We start from the raw sequence: 14,396 nt of genomic DNA, 5'->3' as shown, positions 1-14,396 counted from the left end.
CCCCTCTTGCAGGCTGCCCCCGAGATAAGGGGACAGCCCGGAAAGGGCAATGCGACCGCTTAGAACAGGCCCTCGACATGGCCCTGGTCGTTCAGGCGGATCACTTCGGCCGACGGGACCTTGGGCAGGCCCGGCATGGTCATGATCTCACCGCAGATCACCACGATGAAGCCTGCCCCGGCGCTCAGCCGCACTTCCCGCACCGGGACCGAGTGCCCGGTCGGCGCGCCGCGGACGTTCGGGTCGGTGGTGAAGCTGTACTGGGTCTTCGCCATGCAGATCGGCAGGTTGCCGTAGCCCGCCGCTTCCCAGGCCTTCAGCTGGTCGCGGATCGACTTGTCGGCCAGCACCTCGTCAGCGTGGTAGATGCGCTTGGCGATGGTCTCGACCTTCTGGAAGAGCGGCATCTCATCCGGATAGAGCGGCGCGAAAGTCGACGAGCCGCTTTCGGCCAGCTTGACCACCGCATTCGCCAGGTCCTCGATCCCGGCCGAGCCGTTCGCCCAGTGCTTGCACAGGACCGCTTCCGCGCCCTGCTCCGCGACATAGGCCTTCACCGCCGCGATCTCGGCATCGGTGTCCGAATAGAAGTGGTTGATCGCCACGACGACCGGCACGCCGAACGACTTCACGTTGGCAATGTGACGGCCCAGGTTCGGGCAGCCCTTCTTGACCGCATCGACGTTTTCCGCGCCAAGGTCGGCCTTCGCCACCCCGCCGTTCATCTTCATCGCGCGGACCGTGGCGACGATCACCGCGGCCGAGGGCTTCAGCCCCGCCTTGCGGCACTTGATGTCGAAGAACTTCTCGGCACCAAGGTCAGCGCCGAAGCCGGCTTCGGTCACCACATACTCACCCAGCTTCAGCGCGGTCTTGGTCGCGATGACGCTGTTGCAACCGTGGGCGATGTTGGCGAACGGGCCGCCGTGGACGAAGGCCGGGTTGTTTTCCAGCGTCTGCACCAGGTTCGGCTGCATCGCGTCCTTGAGGAGCACCGTCATCGCACCGTCGGCCTTGATGTCGCGGCAGTAGACCGGCTTCTTGTCGCGGGTATAGGCGACGACGATGTCGCCCAGTCGCTTCTGCAGGTCTTCCAGGTCGTTCGACAGGCAGAGGATCGCCATGACTTCCGAGGCCACGGTGATGTCAAAGCCGGTCTGGCGCGGGAAGCCGTTCGACACGCCGCCGAGGTTGACGACGATATCGCGCAGCGCGCGGTCGTTCATGTCCATGACCCGACGCCACACCACGCGGCGGGCGTCGATGTTCAGCTCGTTGCCCCAGTAGATGTGGTTGTCGATCATCGCCGACAGCAGGTTGTGGGCCGAGGTGATCGCGTGGAAGTCGCCGGTGAAGTGAAGGTTCATCTCCTCCATCGGGACGACCTGAGCCATCCCGCCGCCAGCCGCGCCGCCCTTCATCCCGAAGTTCGGGCCAAGCGAGGCTTCGCGGATGCAGATGACCGCCTTCTTGCCGATGCGGTTCAGACCGTCGCCCAGACCCACGGTGGTCGTGGTCTTGCCCTCGCCCGCCGGGGTCGGGTTGATCGCGGTGACCAGGACCAGCTTGCCGTCGGGCTTGCCGGCCAGCGACTTGATGAACTCCTGGCTCACCTTGGCCTTGTCATGGCCGTAGGGCAGCAGGTGCTCCGACGGGATGCCAAGCTTGGCACCGATCTCCATGATCGGTTTCTTCTTCGCTTCGCGTGCAATCTCGATGTCGGTCTTGAAGGCCATGTGCGTCTCCCACGGGGCAAGAATGTGCCGTTTGCGACGTGATACCGGGCAAGTCGCACTTGCCGAAGGTGTTTTGCGACCTAAACACCGCCAAATTCGCCAGCCCGCGTTTCCGATAAGAAACCCACCCCCGCGAAAACGAAATTTTCACCCGATTTAACTATTTTTCCGCAGCGTCGCGGTTCGGCTGCCAGCCCCGCTGCGCCGGGACGTGCAGACGGACCACGTCGCCCAACCGCAGGACGCCTTCGCGTTCCACCCAGGCGGTCACCCCGCGCTTGCCCTCGGCGGCGCGCTTGAAACCCTTGCCCTCGCCCGGCCGCGCCTTCTCGATCGTCACCGCGGGCTCCTGGCAGGGCAGGTTCTCCATGTCCACGACCAGCGTCACCCCGTCCGGCCCCTGCAGCCGACTGGACGGAGGCAGATGCGTCAGGTCGGGGATCCCCTCCAGCACCAGACTTGCCCCCACCCAGGCGTAGTCCATCGCCGCAAGACCCATCTTCTGCGCCACTTCGGTCATCTCCTCGGCGCTGACGACGCAAAGCTGGCGGACATTCCGGATCTCGGTGTTGCGGGGATACTGCTTCAGGACCCGGCTGCAGGACGGCCGCGTCAGGCCAGCATGGACCTCGCCGTCGAAGCCCGCGAAGCTGAGCGGCATCTCCTCCAACGGGACCGAGGTGATCACCAGCTTTTCGACCGGCACCGGCTGGTAGCCCAGCCAGACGACGCGGGCGGTGTGGTCGGTCGGGATCAGCGCAGGCATCAGGAACGCTCCAGGATGAAGAAGACGCGGGTAAACGGAAAGATGACCCGGCCGTCGGGCAGCGCCGGATAGGCCCTGGCCAGTTCAAGGTCATAGGCCGCGACAAATGCTGCCCGCTCCGCCGGGGTCAACCCCTCGACAAAGGGGCGCATCGCGGTGGTCTCAGTAAAGGCGCGGACCGGGTGGCCCCTGGTCACCGGGTCCAGCATCTGCAGGTAATCCGTCGTCCAGGCCCGCACTTCGCCATGGGGCAGCAAGAGCTGCACATAGTCCCCCGCCTCCAGGACGGGCGACTCTGCCGGCAGCGCACGGGCTGGAAAAAGCCGGGCGGAGACCTCGCGCAGCAGCCGGTGCGACGGCGCCTCGCCCTGCCGCGGCATCTGCACCGCCAGCACGCCACCCTTGGCCAGCATCCCCGCCAGCCGGGGCATCAGCGCCGCATGGTCGGGCAGCCAGTTCAGAGCGGCGTTGGAGAAGATCAGCGCCAGAGGCCGCTCGGGCCTCCAGTCGGCGATGTCGGCCAGCGTGACCCGCTCGTAGGCCCGCCGCAGGGCCGCATTGGCCAGCATCGCCTCGGACCCATCGACGCCCACCAGCGTTCGCGTCGGATAGCGTGCCACCAGGGCAGGAGCCACTGCCCCGTCGCCACAGCCAAGATCGACCACATCGCCCGACGGCAGGTCCGGCACCTGCGCCAAGAGGTCCAGTGCCGGGCGCAGCCGCAGGTCGCGGAACGCGCCATAGCCCGCGGGGTCCCAGTCGGCTACAGCCACTTCTTCCACCGGAACAGAAGGTAGGGCACCAGCGCCGAGACGACCATCAGGCCCAGAGCCATCGGATAGCCCCAGGGCCACTCCAGTTCCGGCATGTGCTTGAAGTTCATGCCGTAGATGCTGGCGATCAGCGTGGGCGGCAGGAAGACGAAGGCCACCACGGAGAAGATCTTGATCACGTCGGATTGCCGGATGTTGATGACGCCCAGCGTCGCATCCAAGAGGAAGCGCACCTTGTTCGATTGCGCCTGCGCCACTTCACGCAGGGACTTCAGGTCCTGCAGCTGCGCCAGGGCCACGTGCAGCTGGCGCGCGTGCAGGCAGGGGCCGTCCGCCGCCTCGGGGGTCGAGGTGAGGTAGGTGAGCAGGCGCAGGATCGTCGCCAGGCTTTCGTTGACCTTGCCATTCATCGCCTCGGCCCGGCCGATCCGCTGCAGGACCGCCTGCAACGTGTCGGCCTTGCCCGAGGGCCTGTGCGCCGCGAAGATCGCCCGCGACAGCGCCTCATGATTCCGCGCCTCGGCTTCCAAAATGTCGGCCAGGCGGTCAACCACGGCCTCTAGCAGCCCCATCAGCGTATCAAGACCGCCCTCCAGCGCCGTGTCATGCCGCGCGGCCCAATCGGCGAAATAGCCCAGCGACCGGGGGTGGTGGTAATGCACCGTCACCAGCCGATCCGGCAGCACGGCAAAGGTCACCGGCCCGATCTCGGCCTCGCGCGCTTCGGGGCTGGCGATGACCTGGGCGGTCAAGAACAAGACGCCCCCCTCGCGGTAGATGCGGGACGAGACCTCGATCTCCTGCATGTCCTCACGCGTGGGGATGTCGATGCCGATGGCGGCTTCGACCGCATCCTCCTCGGCATCCGTCGGCGCCTCGAGGTCGATCCAAAGCGCCTCGCCCAGGTGGCGCTGGCCAAGGTCCAGCCTTTCCAGCCGAGCCCCCCGGGTTGCATATGCCGTGATCATCCGCCGCCTCCACCGCTTGGCCGCAGGGTATCGGCAGGCGCAGAAAAGCAAAAGGCCCCGCCGAAGCGAGGCCTTGAGATCAAAGCGGTGCCGGTTCCGGCTCGGGTCCCGGCTTCTTTGGCCGCGCCCGGGTCTTCGGGATCGCCGCGACCGAGGCCGTGCCGCCGCCCGACGAGGGCTTGTCGGCGCTGTCGTCCCCGCCAAGCGGCTCGCCCGCGATCACCTTGCGGATCTCGTCACCGGTCAGCGTCTCGTACTCCAGAAGCCCCTTGGCCAGGCGCTCCCATTCCTCGTTCTTCTCAAGCAGGATGCGGCGGGCGGTCTGGTAGCCCTCGTCGATGAAGCGCTTCACTTCCTGTTCGATCAGCTTCTTGGTCTCGGCCGAAACCGAGAACCCGCCGGTGTTGCCCTGATAGCCCTCGGCGGCCTCGGCATAGTCGATGTTGCCGACCACGTCCGACATGCCCCAACGCAGCACCATCGCGCGGGCCAGAGCGCTGGCCTGCTGGATATCGCCCGAGGGACCGTTCGACACCGCATCCTCGCCGTACTTAATGATCTCGGCCGCCTTGCCGGCCATGGTCATCGCGATGCGCTGTTCGCACTGGTCGCGGTGCCAGTTCAGCCGGTCGATTTCGGGCAGGCTCATCACCATGCCCAAAGCACCGCCGCGCGGGATGATCGTCGCCTTGTAGACCGGGTCGCATTTCGGGAGTTCCATGCCCACGATGGCGTGGCCGGCCTCGTGATAGGCGGTCATCTCCTTCTGTTCCGGCGTCAGAACCATGCTGCGGCGTTCCGCGCCCATCATGACCTTGTCCTTGGCATTCTCGAAGTCGACCATGGTCACGAACCGCCGCCCCGCGCGGGCCGCCATCAGCGCCGCCTCGTTCACCAGGTTCATCAGGTCGGCGCCCGAGAACCCGGGCGATCCCCGAGCGATCGTCCGAAGGTCCACATCCGGTCCCAGCGGCACCTTTCGGGCATGGACCGACAGGATCTTCTCGCGGCCCTTGATGTCCGGGTTCGGTACGTGGATCTGGCGGTCGAAACGGCCGGGACGCAGCAGCGCCGGGTCCAGCACGTCCTTGCGGTTCGTGGCGGCGATGATGATCACACCCTCGTTCGCCTCGAACCCGTCCATTTCCACCAGAAGCTGGTTCAGCGTCTGCTCGCGTTCGTCATTGCCGCCGCCGATGCCCACGCCACGGGCACGGCCCACGGCGTCGATTTCGTCGATGAAGACGATGCACGGCGCGTTCTTCTTCGCCTGCTCGAACATGTCGCGGACGCGGGACGCACCCACGCCCACGAACATCTCCACGAAGTCCGAGCCCGAGATGGTGAAGAACGGCACGCCCGCCTCACCCGCAATGGCGCGGGCCAACAGCGTCTTACCGGTGCCGGGCGGGCCAACCAGCAGCGCCCCCTTGGGGATCTTGCCGCCGAGGCGCGAGAACTTCTGCGGGTTGCGGAGGAACTCGACGATCTCCTCAAGCTCTTCCTTGGCCTCGTCGATGCCCGCGACGTCGTCAAAGGTCACGCGGCCCTGCTTTTCCGTCAGCAGCTTCGCGCGGCTCTTGCCGAACCCCATCGCGCCACCACGCCCGCCGCCCTGCATCCGGTTCATGAAGTAGATCCAGACGCCGATCAGCAGCAGGAAGGGCAGGAAGGACAGCAGCACCGACACGAACCCCGACTGCGCCTGCGGCTCGGCCTCGACCTCGACACCCTTGCCGATCAGCTCGCGCGAGAGGTTCTCGGTAACCATGTCGCCCGGCGGCTTGATCGTGACGTAGGAATTGCCGTCCTTGCCGACGACCACGATCCTTTCGCCATCCAGCACGACCTTGCTGACCTGCCCCGCGTCCACCCGCTCGATGAAGTCGGAATAGGACAGCGAGCGCGACGACATTGTCGTCTGGTTGCCCGAGAACAGCTGGAACAGCGCCATCACAAGGATCAGCAGCACGACCCAGAAGGCGATATTGCGTGCATTGCCCAATGCAGGGATCTCCTCAATGCGCCGTAAACCCCGTGGCGGGGCGCGGCGACTTTCAGCTTAAGATAAACCTTTAGGGCCGGGGTTCAATCCACTAACGGCGAAGTGTGAACCTACGCTCCAGCCGTGCCTGCCAGTCGGCGGAAACCCCCGCTGCGGGTGCCGCCAGCAGCAGATCACCCCTCCAGATGGCGGGAGTTACCGCCAGAACCTCGCGCGGAAGCCCAGTCCCGCGCCAATCCGGCACCTGCCGCAGCCCCTCGGCCCCAAGCGCGCGGACCTCTCCGTCGGGTCCCTCGACCCGCCAGCGTCCGTCCCATAACTCGCCCACGCGGACCGCACCACCGGCGGCCCGGGGTTCGCGCATCAGCCACCCGCCCCGCGCCCGACAGCCCGCCAGCGTCGCATCGCCCCCCTCGCGCAGCGCCCGCGCCAGCCGCTCGACCTCGGAGGCCCTTGGCGCATAGTCGGCCCCGGACAGCCACAGAAGCGCCGCGCCCACGACCTGCCGCTGCACCTCGCCCGGCTCGGCCCAAAGGCCCTGGTCGAACCGCAGCGCGCCGGCCCGCTCCTCGACCCAGCGCCCCGCGGCGTGGACCTGGACGTCCAAGGCCTCCTGCGCCCGCGCAAGGTTCGCGGCGACCTCTGCCAGCCCCTCTGCCGTGATGCCAAGCGGAGCCAGCGCTGCCAGCACCTTTCGCGCCCGGGCCCGGGTGAACCGCTCGTTCTCGTTGGTCGGATCATCGACCCAGGAAATGCCCTCGGCCCGCAACCACTCGCGCAACTCCTGCCGCCCCGCGCCGAGAAGCGGCCGAAGGAAGCGGATGCCCCCGTCCTCCCAGGCCGCGCGCATCCCGGACAGGCCCGGCAGACCGGCCGACCGGCCCAGCCCCATCAGCACGGTTTCGGCCACATCGTCCCGGGTATGGCCCAGCACGACGACTCCGATCCCACGGGAACCCGCCCAATCCCGGATCAGCCGGACCCGCGCCCGGCGTGCCGCGTCCATCAGGTTGCCCGCGACCGGCCCGTGCTCCCAAAGCCGAACCTCATGCCGCACGCCGAGAGACCGGCACTGGTCACCCACCATCGCCGCCTCTGCTGCACTTTCGGGGCGCAGGCCGTGATCCACCGTCATCGCCTCGACCCGGAAGCCCGCCCGCAAGCACAGATGCAAAAGGGCGGTGGAATCCCCACCGCCCGAAAGCGCAACTCCGACGGTCTGGCCTTCGGGAACGCGGTCGCGGATCAGCCCGACCAGCCGCTCCCCCGGGCTTACTGGCACCCGAATCCCTGCATCGCCACGGTCGCCTGAGTCGCAGCCATGCTGCCCGGGAACCGCGTGCCGACCTCGGCCAGCGTCACGCAGGCCTCGGGCACCTGGCCCAGGGCCCCCAGCCCCTCGCCCAGTTTCAGCAAAGCATCCGGCGCGATGGGGCCGTCGGGCTTGGCCGAGAAGGCGTCCAGATAGGCCCGCGCCGCATTGGCCGTGTCGCCCTGGTTGGTCAGCGCCTCGCCGCGCAGGAAATGCGCCTCGGGGACTAGCGGTCCGCCAGGATAGGATTGGGCATAGGTCGCAAAGAGCTCTGCAGCACCGCGAAAGTCACCTGAACCGAGCACCTCCTTGGCCCGGTCAAAGTCCTGCTGTTCTGCGACGGCCAGTTCCGCCCCGCCGGTCGTGTCGGTCGCAGGCGCCGCGCCCGCGTCGGCCACCGGAGCCGGTGCGGCAGCCCCGCCCGTATCGCCGCCCAGCGTCGGCGTCGCGCCCAGGTTGGCCGGGTCGCAGCCCTCGGTCACCTCGCACAGGCGGTATTCGATGTCGCCGATCCGGTTGGTCCCGTCCGCGACCACCCGGTTCAGCTTCAGCTCGACCTCCTCGGTCCGCGCCGTCAGCCGTGCAAGCGTCGCCTCGATCGTGTCCATCCGGGTCAGCGCATCCGCCCCCGCGGCCCCGCTCGTCGCCGCCCCGGTCGAGACAAGCTCGGCCTTCAGCGCGTTGAACTCGGCCGCGAGTGCGGAAAGCTCGGCCCGGATATCGGCCAGCGTCTGAGCGCGGTCCTGGGCATGACCCAGAACCGGCAGCAGGCACAAGGCCACGGCAAGACCAAGGCGGCGCATCAGGTCAGACCCCGGCGCCTGCCGAGAGCACGGTCACCGCACGGCGGTTCTTGGCATAGCAGGCCTCTTCCGAGCAAACCTCCAGCGGGCGCTCTTTCCCGTAGGAAATCGTGCGCAGCCGGTTCGCGGCCACGCCCTGGCTAATCAGGAAGTTCTGCACCGCTGCCGCACGGCGCGCGCCGAGGGCAAGGTTGTATTCCCGCGTGCCCTGTTCGTCGGCGTGGCCTTCGATGATCGCGGCGTAACCGGGGTTCTGGTTCAGCCAGTTGGCCTGAGCGGTCAGGATGCCGCGCGCCTCGGGCGACAGCGTCGACTGGTCCACCGCGAACAGCACCCGGTCTCCGACCGTCTGGTTGAAATAGGCGATGGAGGTCGGGTTGTTCGGATCGCCCAGCCCCGTGGTGTCGATCCCGCCCGCGCCACCAGCACCACCAGCGCCGCCAGCGCCGCCAGCGCCCGCGCCGTAACGGTCAGGGTTGTTGCAGGCCGCAAGGCCCAGGACAGCGATCAGAAGCAGCGACTTCGCAGCAAGGCTCATGGGAGGGGCATCCTTCTTGTTTGCTCGATTTCGGGCAGATTAACAGCTTTGCGCCGCCAGGGGAATCCGGCGGCGCGTCACAATTCACGGCAAAAGCGGCGACCAGGCCGGGTCCGAAGCCGGACCATCGGTCGGGATCTGCTTCAGGTTCCGCCCGGTGATGTCCACCGACCAAAGGCTCGCCTGACCGCCCCCGCCACTGGTTTCGCGGGTGAACATCAGCACCCGCCCGTTCGGCGCCCAGGTCGGGCCTTCATCCAGGAAGCTGGCCGTCAAAAGGCGCTCTTCCGACCCGTCGGTGCGCATCACGCCGATGTGGAAGCGGCCCTCGTTCTGCTTGGTGAAGGCAATATAGTCACCACGCGGCGACCAGACCGGGGTGCCATAGCGCCCCTTCCCGCCCGAGATCCGCGTCCCCTCGCCACCGCCTGCCGGCATCACGTAGATCTGCGGCGTGCCGGTCCGGTCGCTTTCAAAGACGATCTGGCTGCCATCCGGGCTGAAGGACGGCGCGGTCTCGATCGACGGAGCATTCGTCAACTGGCGCAAGCCGCCACCGCCCAGCGACAGCGCATAGATGTCGGTGTTCCCGCCGCGCTCCAGGCTGAAGACGATGGTCCCGCCATCAGGCGAAAAGCGCGGCGCGAAGGTCATCGTGCCGGGCTGTTCCTCCAGCGTCTGCCGCTGCAGGCTGCCCACGTCCAGAAGCGTGATCCGCGGGAAGCCCGTCTCGTAGCTCGTGTAGATGATCCGGTCCCCCTGCGGCGAGAACCGCGGCGCCAGGACGATGGACGCGCTGTCCGTGAGGTAGGCCACGTTCGCGCCGTCGTAATCCATCACCGCAAGCCGCTTCAGCCGCTGGTTCTTTGGCCCGCTTTCGCTGACGAAAACCACCCGGCTGTCGAAATAGCCGCCCTCGCCGGTGATCGAGGAGTAGATCACATCCGCCACCTTGTGCGCCATCCGCCGCCAGCCCTGGGTCGTGCCCGCGAACTGCAGCGCCGCGCCTTCCAGCGTCGTGCCGTTGAACACGTCGTAGGCGCGGAACTTCACGGTGATCCGGTCGCCCGCCACGCTGACGGCCCCGGTGACCAGCACCTGGGCGTTGATCGCCTTCCAGTCCTCGAAGGCCACGCCGCCGTCGAAGCTGGTGATCCGGCTGATATGCGCCTCTTCCCCGATGTTGCGGAAGAAGCCGGTGCCTTCCAGGTCCGAGATCACCACATTGCTGATCTCGCGCGCATAGTCGCCCGCCCCGCCCTCATCGATGAAGGTCGGCACCGCGATGGGCATCGGTTCGATCACGCCCTGGCCGATGACGATCCGGGGCGGGCTCGATTGCGCCAGCACCGGGGCGGCCGCCAGGGTCGCAACCCCAAGGGCCAGCGCCAGAAGCGTCCGGAAGGTTTGTCTCATGGGTCTGATCATCGGCCTCATGCTCCGTTCTTTTCTATGTCATTGCCCGCGTCGGCCGCAGGAGAGAAGGGGAATTTCCCCGGTTTGGTTCCACGGGCACCCATCAGCGCACCCTCATGCCATTCGCATCGAAGACGAAGTCAAGCACGCGCCAGGTCTCGAACTTGCCCGGAGGCAGCGGAATTCCGCCTTCCTGGTGCGTCCGGTTCACCGCGCGCTTGGCGATGCTGAACAGGTTGTCGATGGCGGACTGTGTGGGACCGCTGGACTCTACCAGCTCGAAATCCACCGGCCGCCCGCTTTCGTCGAAGCTGACCCGCACCACCACCATCGAGCTCAGCACGTCCGTGGACGCCGCCCCCAGGTTCCACCGCCGCGCGATGGCGCTGGAGATGTCCCCCGCTTCGCCCCCGGTCAGCGGCGGTCCCTGCGGCAGGTCCTGCCCGCCCGAGGCCTCCTCCACCGGCTCCTCGGTCGCCTCGCCCAGAAGCGCGTCGATGGCATCCTGCGTCGCCGCGTCGTCCACCGGCTGCGCGTTCAGCTCAGCCGAGTCCGAGGGCTCCTCCGCCGGCTCCTCGACAGGTGCCTCCTCGGCGGCCACTTCGGTCTCCGGATCCGGCTCCGGTTCCGGCGCGCGCTCGGGCCGTGACCGCGGGCGGACCGAGGTGGTCATCCCCGTCTCGGCATCCTGCTCCTCGTTGGCCTCGGTCTGGGTGACGTCCCCGGTATCCTCGGGCGCCGTCGCCTCGGTCGGCTCCTCCTGGATCACCTCCTCGGCCACCGGATCCTCGCTCACCGCAGGCTCCGGCGTGTCCGAGGTCTCGGCTTCCGTCTCCGGCTGAACCGGATCGGGCGCGATGATCTCCTCGGCCTCGGGAGCGGGCTGGATCTCGGTCGATTCCGACTGGATCGCCTGCTCCTCCTCGGCCTGCGGCACATCCGAAGGCGGCGGCTCCTCGACCGGGACCGGCTCGGGCTCGGGTTCCGGGACAGGCTCCGGCTCCGGCGCAGGTTCGGGTTCGGGCTCAGGTTCAGGCTCCGGAACGGGTTCGGGCTCCGGCACAGGCTCCGGCTCCGGGGCCGGCTCCGGTTCCACCACCTCTTCGGGCCGCGCCTGCGGGCGCACCGGCGCGGGTTCCTCCGCCGGCGTCGGAGTCGCCCCCGCCTGCAGCGCCGCAAATTCCTCGGAACTGATCATCGAGACCGAGGTCACCATGACCTCCTCGGGCGGCGCATCCGTGAACAGCCAGTCGCCGACCACGACCCACAGGATGACCCCTATGTGCCCGATCGCCGATACAACCGTCCCCGTCTGGAACCGCGTCTCCATCCGCCTCAGCCGCCGTCGTTTCCGTCATTCGACGCAGCCCCGGCGCCGAAGCTTGGCCCCTCGCCGTCGGTGACAAGGCCGATCTCGTTGAACCCGCCCGCGTTCAAGGCACCCATGACCTGCGCCACACGCTCATAGGGGATCGCGCCATCGGCCCGCAGGAAGATCTTCTTCGACGTCCGCTCTGCCGCGATGGCGGTCAGCTTCGGAATCATCTCGGCGTCCGAGACTTCCGTGGTCTGGATCGCCAGCCGCCCGTCCGAGGTGATCGTAACCGTCAGCGGCTCTTCCTGTTCCGTCGGCAGGGCCGCGGCCGCCGTCTTCGGCAGTTCCACCGGCACACCCACCGTCAGCATCGGTGCCGCCACCATGAAGATGATCAGAAGCACCAGCATCACGTCCACCATCGGCGTGATGTTGATCTCGCTCATCGCCGCAGACCGGCCCCCCCGGCGACGGCCGCGCCGTCCGCCGCCACCGCCCCCGTTTCCGACACTCGCGCCCATCGGTCAGGAATCCAGCTGGCGCGACAGGATCGTCGCGAATTCGTCGGCAAAGGCCTCGTAGCCGCCGATCACCCGATCATTGTCCGCCGACAGCTTGTTGTAGAAGACCGCCGCCGGGATAGCTGCGATCAGGCCGATTCCGGTGGCAAGAAGCGCCTCGGCGATGCCGGGGGCCACGACGGCAAGGCTCGTGTTCTGGCTGATGGCGATCTGCTCGAAACTGTGCTTGATCCCCCAGACCGTGCCGAACAGCCCGATGAAGGTCGCGGTCGACCCCGTGGTGGCCAGGAAGCTCAAGCCACGGTTCATGAACTCGCTCTCGCGCGCGATGGCCACGTTCATCGCCCGGTCGATCCGGCTTTGCGCCCCTGCGATCAGACCGCCATCCTGCTTGTGGCTCCGCCGCCACTCCAGCATCCCGGCCGCGAAGATCTTTTCCGACGCCCCCTGCGGGTCCGGTCCGATCTTTTCGAACAGCTCGTCCAGGGGCTCGCCCGACCAGAAGGCCCGGTCGAAGATCGCCGCTTCGGCACGCGCCTTGCGTAACATGATGTGCTTCTGGACGATGATCGCCCAGGACCAGAACGACATGACCATCAGCATGATCATGACGATCTTCACCGTCAGGGTGGCTTTGGCAAAAAGGGCGAGCATGGAGAAATCAATCTCCTGCGCCATCGCAAGGGTTTCGGTTTCCATTACGCCTGCTCTTGTTGATCGGGCCGTTTCTCGGCTCCGTTACAGGTGATTCTATCAAGAGTGCAGGGGGAATGCCAACACAAGTCTGTGGCAGGCAGGGTTCCGCGTGCGGATGACGGGATTTGTCATCCGTGCCGCTGCTTCACGCGCAGGGCGGCCGCGCCTCCCCGGACCCCATTCGTGCCCCCGCCGGCCTGCGCCCCACGGACGGCCAGCCTTTCATCTTTGCCCAAATATCCCCGCCGGAGGCAGCGCCGTCGTCCGTAAGCGCCACGTGGACATCCGGGCACGGGCCACGCCGCACGGCAACCGCCCCTCAGTGCAACGGCCCCGAGAGCTTCGCCCTGACCTCGACCGGCAGGCGTGCCGCGTGACCGTCCTCGGTCAGGCAGACCAGCGTCACGACCGCGGCAAAAAGCCGTTCGCCCTCGCGCGTAACGACCTGCTCCAGCACGATCCGCGCACCACCCAGCGCTTGCAGTCGCGTCTCGACCACCAGGGCATCGGCAAACTTCGCGGGCCGCAGGTAATCCGCCTCGACCCGGCGCACAGCAAAGACGATCCCCTCCCGCGCCTTCAGCGCAACCTGGTCCACCCCCAGCGCCTCGACCCACTCGGTCCGGGCGCGTTCGATGAACTTCAGGTAGTTGGCATAGTAGACGATCCCGGCCAGATCGGTGTCCTCGTAATAGACGCGGGTATGAAACTGGTGCGGGGTCATGCAGATGTCCGTGCGGCCTCCCGGAAGGCTAGGCGGTCGCCGTCAGGCCCGCAAGGCGTTAAGAAACCCTGAAGGCGACTCCGTAACCCGTTGGAAATGCTCAGGCCCCACCGCCCGTCCACGGTGGACGCCCTAAGCCAGCCGCACCCGCGCTGCCAGCCGCAAGGCGTGGCTCGGGTCCCGCGCCATCGCCGGCATCACCCGCTCATACCCCGCTCGGATCACCGCCCCGATCTCGGGCCGCAGGATCACCCGGTCACCCACCCGCGCCAGGGGAGAGCTCCCGTCGAAGGCCCGGTCCGACCACAGAAGCACTGTCTGTACCGCCTGGGCCAGCGCCAGCGTCTCCGCCTCCATCGCCGCCAGCGCCGCGTCCATCCTCAGGAAGACGAAGGCCGCCTTGATCGCACCCTCCCGGTCGAAGCGGAAGATCCGGTACTGGTTCGCCCCCGCCGCCTCCAGCCTCGCCACCAGCGCCTCCAGTTCCGGCACCAGCCGACCCAGGTCCTTCACCTCGAGAAGCTCGCCCCAATCCCGGAAGCAGAACACCATCAGGTTCGCCCCCAACTCCGGGTCCGTCTCGGCCATCCGGTGCCCGGCCAGCACCACCACCGCCTCGAACGCCCCCTTGAAGACGCGGAGGCTCTCCTCCTCGACCCCGAACACCACCGGCACGATCGGCCGCCCCCAGCGCGCAAACAGATACTGCCCGTCCCCTCGCGTGAACAACGCCTCGATTTCGCCCGGTTCCATGTTCCCTCAGCCGCCGTCTTTCATACTGGTCCAAATATCCTCAGGGGGTTTGGGGGCAGAATGCCCCCAA

Annotated in this window: 14 protein-coding genes; all 14 read right to left on the bottom strand. The window is 67.4% G+C overall.

The features are described 5' to 3' along the window. Positions 1-59 precede the first annotated feature (59 nt). Positions 60-1,736 carry a formate--tetrahydrofolate ligase gene (locus ACE3Q6_RS13110; RefSeq protein ID WP_374432985.1) on the bottom strand — a complete coding sequence of 559 codons (1,677 nt, stop codon included), beginning with the start codon at positions 1,734-1,736 and terminating at the stop codon, positions 60-62. A 160-nt stretch (positions 1,737-1,896) separates the two neighbouring features. Next, positions 1,897-2,502 carry an MOSC domain-containing protein gene (locus ACE3Q6_RS13105; RefSeq protein WP_374432983.1) on the bottom strand — a complete coding sequence of 202 codons (606 nt, stop codon included), beginning with the start codon at positions 2,500-2,502 and terminating at the stop codon, positions 1,897-1,899. Then, the gene (locus tag ACE3Q6_RS13100) at positions 2,502-3,275 is read right to left on the bottom strand and encodes a methyltransferase domain-containing protein (protein ID WP_374432981.1); all 774 of its coding nucleotides are present in this window, start codon (positions 3,273-3,275) and stop codon (positions 2,502-2,504) included. The genes ACE3Q6_RS13105 and ACE3Q6_RS13100 overlap by 1 nt, the downstream gene beginning before the upstream one ends. Then, complete coding sequence (locus ACE3Q6_RS13095; protein ID WP_374432978.1) at positions 3,266-4,243, bottom strand: magnesium transporter CorA family protein; 978 nt, start codon at positions 4,241-4,243, stop codon at positions 3,266-3,268. The genes ACE3Q6_RS13100 and ACE3Q6_RS13095 overlap by 10 nt, the downstream gene beginning before the upstream one ends. Positions 4,244-4,322: 79 nt before the next feature. Beyond that, positions 4,323-6,248, bottom strand: coding sequence for an ATP-dependent zinc metalloprotease FtsH (gene ftsH, locus ACE3Q6_RS13090; RefSeq protein WP_374432975.1), 1,926 nt, complete (start codon positions 6,246-6,248; stop codon positions 4,323-4,325). Between the two features lie 91 nt (positions 6,249-6,339). Then, positions 6,340-7,530, bottom strand: a complete 1,191-nt coding sequence (gene tilS, locus ACE3Q6_RS13085; protein ID WP_374432971.1) for a tRNA lysidine(34) synthetase TilS — start codon at positions 7,528-7,530, stop codon at positions 6,340-6,342. Then, positions 7,521-8,363 carry a tol-pal system protein YbgF gene (gene ybgF, locus ACE3Q6_RS13080; RefSeq protein WP_374432967.1) on the bottom strand — a complete coding sequence of 281 codons (843 nt, stop codon included), beginning with the start codon at positions 8,361-8,363 and terminating at the stop codon, positions 7,521-7,523. Before ybgF ends, tilS begins: the two co-directional genes overlap by 10 nt. A 4-nt stretch (positions 8,364-8,367) precedes the next feature. Next, positions 8,368-8,901, bottom strand: a complete 534-nt coding sequence (gene pal, locus ACE3Q6_RS13075) for a peptidoglycan-associated lipoprotein Pal (protein WP_374432964.1) — start codon at positions 8,899-8,901, stop codon at positions 8,368-8,370. 84 nt (positions 8,902-8,985) lie between these two features. Next, positions 8,986-10,317 (bottom strand): Tol-Pal system beta propeller repeat protein TolB, encoded by a 1,332-nt coding sequence (tolB, locus tag ACE3Q6_RS13070; RefSeq protein WP_374432962.1) that lies wholly within the window; start codon positions 10,315-10,317, stop codon positions 8,986-8,988. 103 nt (positions 10,318-10,420) lie between these two features. Further along, on the bottom strand, positions 10,421-11,647 hold the full coding sequence (locus tag ACE3Q6_RS13065; RefSeq protein WP_374432959.1) for a cell envelope biogenesis protein TolA: 1,227 nt from the start codon (positions 11,645-11,647) through the stop codon (positions 10,421-10,423). Between the two features lie 5 nt (positions 11,648-11,652). Further along, entirely contained in the window at positions 11,653-12,153 is a 501-nt protein-coding gene (tolR, locus tag ACE3Q6_RS13060; protein ID WP_374432956.1) for a protein TolR, read from the bottom strand. Positions 12,154-12,156: 3 nt separating this feature from the next. Then, positions 12,157-12,852, bottom strand: coding sequence for a protein TolQ (gene tolQ / locus ACE3Q6_RS13055; RefSeq protein WP_374432954.1), 696 nt, complete (start codon positions 12,850-12,852; stop codon positions 12,157-12,159). Positions 12,853-13,168: 316 nt separating this feature from the next. Next, positions 13,169-13,573 (bottom strand): tol-pal system-associated acyl-CoA thioesterase, encoded by a 405-nt coding sequence (ybgC, locus tag ACE3Q6_RS13050; RefSeq protein ID WP_374432951.1) that lies wholly within the window; start codon positions 13,571-13,573, stop codon positions 13,169-13,171. A 132-nt stretch (positions 13,574-13,705) separates the two neighbouring features. Then, positions 13,706-14,326, bottom strand: coding sequence for a hypothetical protein (locus ACE3Q6_RS13045; RefSeq protein ID WP_374432948.1), 621 nt, complete (start codon positions 14,324-14,326; stop codon positions 13,706-13,708). Positions 14,327-14,396: the final 70 nt, after the last annotated feature.

This window comes from Tabrizicola sp. (assembly GCF_041913445.1).
Classification (GTDB): Bacteria; Pseudomonadota; Alphaproteobacteria; order Rhodobacterales; family Rhodobacteraceae; genus Tabrizicola.
Note: the sequence above shows the minus strand (reverse complement) of the source record. Positions and strands in the feature narration are given on the sequence as shown.